At 42.5% G+C, this 2772-nt stretch carries 3 protein-coding genes and 1 pseudogene; 3 read left to right on the top strand and 1 reads right to left on the bottom strand.

The genetic code is table 11. The features are described from left to right. Window positions 1–479, bottom strand: a 479-nt coding sequence (locus ACE5CV_RS19810) for an aminotransferase class V-fold PLP-dependent enzyme (RefSeq protein ID WP_374951939.1), incomplete at its 3' end; no start/stop codon positions are given. 101 nt (window positions 480–580) lie between these two features. On the opposite strand from ACE5CV_RS19810, the gene mce reads away from it, so the two are divergent. The 3 genes and pseudogenes from mce to ACE5CV_RS19795 form a co-directional block, all read left to right on the top strand. Next, entirely contained in the window at window positions 581–982 is a 402-nt protein-coding gene (gene mce / locus ACE5CV_RS19805) for a methylmalonyl-CoA epimerase (RefSeq protein WP_374951938.1), read from the top strand. Window positions 983–1163: 181 nt separating this feature from the next. Beyond that, on the top strand, window positions 1164–2546 hold the full coding sequence (locus tag ACE5CV_RS19800) for a right-handed parallel beta-helix repeat-containing protein (protein ID WP_374951937.1): 1383 nt from the start codon (window positions 1164–1166) through the stop codon (window positions 2544–2546). 145 nt (window positions 2547–2691) lie between these two features. Further along, window positions 2692–2772 (top strand): annotated as a pseudogene (locus tag ACE5CV_RS19795) (50S ribosomal protein L31); the annotation flags it as partial.

Raw genomic sequence — 2772 nt, 5'->3', positions numbered from 1 at the left:
GGCTGTACTACACCAATTTCGTTATTGCCGTACATAATAGATACCAGGATAGTTTCTGGCGTCATGGCAGCTTCTAAAACTTCCAGGTCAACTAAGCCATCTTCTTTAACGGCAAGGTAAGTAACTTTACCGCCTAATTTTTCAACGTGTTTACAAGCGTCAAGTACAGCTTTATGTTCGGTAACCGCGGTTATAATGTGGTTGCCTTTTTCTTTATACATTTCAAATACACCCTTGATAGCCAGGTTATCTGACTCGGTAGCGCCTGATGTAAAAATGATCTCTTTTTCAGATGCACCTATCAGTTTAGCCACCTGCTCGCGGGCATAATCAACACCTTCTTCTGCTACCCAGCCAAAAGGGTGGTTGCGGCTGGCCGCGTTACCAAACTTTTCGTTAAAATAAGGCAACATAGCTTCCAGCACCCTGGGATCCATAGGTGTGGTGGCGTTATTATCTAAATAAATTGGGATGTTCATGTAATAAAAATTAACACTACAAATATACGCAAAGTTTTACTTTTATATCGGCAGGCCGCTATAATTTGCGCTTAGCCGTTATTTATTTACAATATTTGGACATGAACAGGATAGAGCATATCGGCATAGCGGTTAACAGTGTTAAATCGGCAGCTAATATCTACGAAAAATTGTTAAACACTACTGTTTATAAAACAGAAGAAGTAGGCAGCGAAGGTGTTTTAACAGCCTTTTTGCAAACCGGGGTTAATAAAATAGAACTGCTGGAAGCTACCCATCCGGATAGCCCTGTCGCAAAGTATATTGCCCAAAAAGGCGAAGGCATTCATCATATCGCTTTTGACGTTGATGATATTATTGCCGAAATGGCCCGCCTGAAAGACGACGGTTTTATTTTATTGAATGACGAGCCCAAGCCGGGTGCCGATAATAAACTGGTTTGTTTTGTGCACCCCAAAAGCGCAAACGGGGTATTAATTGAGTTGTGCCAGGAGCGCCGTTAAACCGCAACGTATGCCGGTTTGCAAATATGCCTTTCGATTGTTTTAATTAACAATAGATTTTTCTCCTGTCAAGCAACAATCTGATATCGTGTGACGTATAATAGGGACTTGACGACAGAGCGTTAAGCAAAGTATTAGTAAACCCCTGCTGAAAATTACTTTCAGTCTGAATTAATTTTAGATGAAGAATTACTTTACATTATGGCTAGCCGCGGGGCTTACCTTATCATCTTTTGTGATGTGTACCAAAAGCATAAATAAAATTGATAAACCGGTAACCACCAACCCGGCAACAACCAAACCTGCAGAAAGTGCATTGCCGGTGACAGCCGCAATTGGCCAATGCACTTATACCGTACAACCTTCAGAATGGTCGGTTGATGGTAGTAAGATACCTGCCGGCTCAGTGATTTGTATACCCGCAGGCGCCAGGGGCGCTTTGCTTTTCAAAAACCTAAAGGGCACACTCGCAAAACCAATAACCATTATCAACAAGGGCGGCAAGGTTACGTTTACAGCTGCGCTTACAGCCGGCTACGCGGTTAAAACCCAAAATTGCCAGTACTTTAAAATTTTAGGAAGCGGTACCCCCGGCATTACTTACGGGATAGATGTGAATGGCGGCAACATCAGCATGTCAATGGATGATCTCAGCTCGGATTTTGAGATAGCCAATGTCGAAGTGCGTAACAGCGGCTTTGCGGGCATCATGGCCAAAACCGACCCATCCTGCGATATCAATACGCAGCGCGGCCACTTTACCATGCGTAATGTTAGCCTGCACAATAACTATATTCACAAAACCGGTGGCGAAGGCTTTTATGTAGGTAATTCCTTTTATGCAACCGGCATGTCTGTTTCATGCGGCACGGTTTTGCCACATGATGTGGTGAATGTAAAGGTGTACAATAACATCACCGATTCTACCGGCTGTGAGGGGATCCAGGTGGGCAGCGCAACATCAGGTGCCGAGATCTATAACAATACGGTTAAGTCGCCGGGTATAGCGCCATTCGCAGCTGCGCAAAATAACGGTATCCAGATAGGCGAAGGCACAGGTGGCAAGTGTTATAATAATTTGATCAAAAACGCGCCGGGCAACGGTATTATCGTTTTAGGCCTGGGCGATAACCTGGTTTATAATAACTACATCCTTAACTCGGGTGGGCATGGAATCTTCGCCGACTCGAGGTATACACCGGGGCCTTACTTTAAATTCATCAATAATACCATCATCGCCTCGGCATTGAACGGGATCAAATTAAATTCTGAAACCATCCCGATGAATTTTGCACTGAATAATCTAATCCTAAAATCCGGGGCAGGGGTGGCCATTCAAAAGAAAAGTAGCAGCGTTAAACTTACCTCTTCTTACAATTACACCAGTTATGAAATTGCCGATATAAAGTTTGTTAACTTCGGTGCTGATAATTTTCACCTGCAATCGTCGTCGCCTGTGATCAATGCCGGCACCAATGTGTTATTGCATGGTGTAGTAACTGATTATTATGGAAGGGTTCGTCCGTCGGGCGCTGCTTATGATATTGGCGCTACGGAGTATTAATGAAAATTAAAGGGGAATTTGATTGCGGTAATTGCAAATATCATCTCTCAACACGTGTTAAAAACTTTTTACTTTACACTTTTGACTTTTAAGTTTTTTGATTACATTTGCACCTCTTTTACAAGAAAGAAAAGTATACAATAGAATGAAAAAAGATCTGCACCCATCAAATTATAGGTTAGTTGTTTTCAAAGACATGTCAAACGACTATTCTTTCATAACTAAA

It is taken from the genome of Mucilaginibacter sp. (genome assembly GCF_964263795.1).
GTDB lineage: Bacteria > Bacteroidota > Bacteroidia > Sphingobacteriales > Sphingobacteriaceae > Mucilaginibacter.
The sequence above is the reverse complement of the archived record's forward strand: the minus strand, read 5'-3'. Positions and strand labels throughout refer to the sequence as shown.

What these genes read in the sequence shown, in the direction of transcription:
- ACE5CV_RS19800 (WP_374951937.1), top strand. Translation starts at nt 1,164, where the DNA reads ATGAAGAATTACTTTACATTATGGCTAGCCGCGGGGCTTACCTTATCA.
- mce (WP_374951938.1), top strand. Translation starts at nt 581, where the DNA reads ATGAACAGGATAGAGCATATCGGCATAGCGGTTAACAGTGTTAAATCG.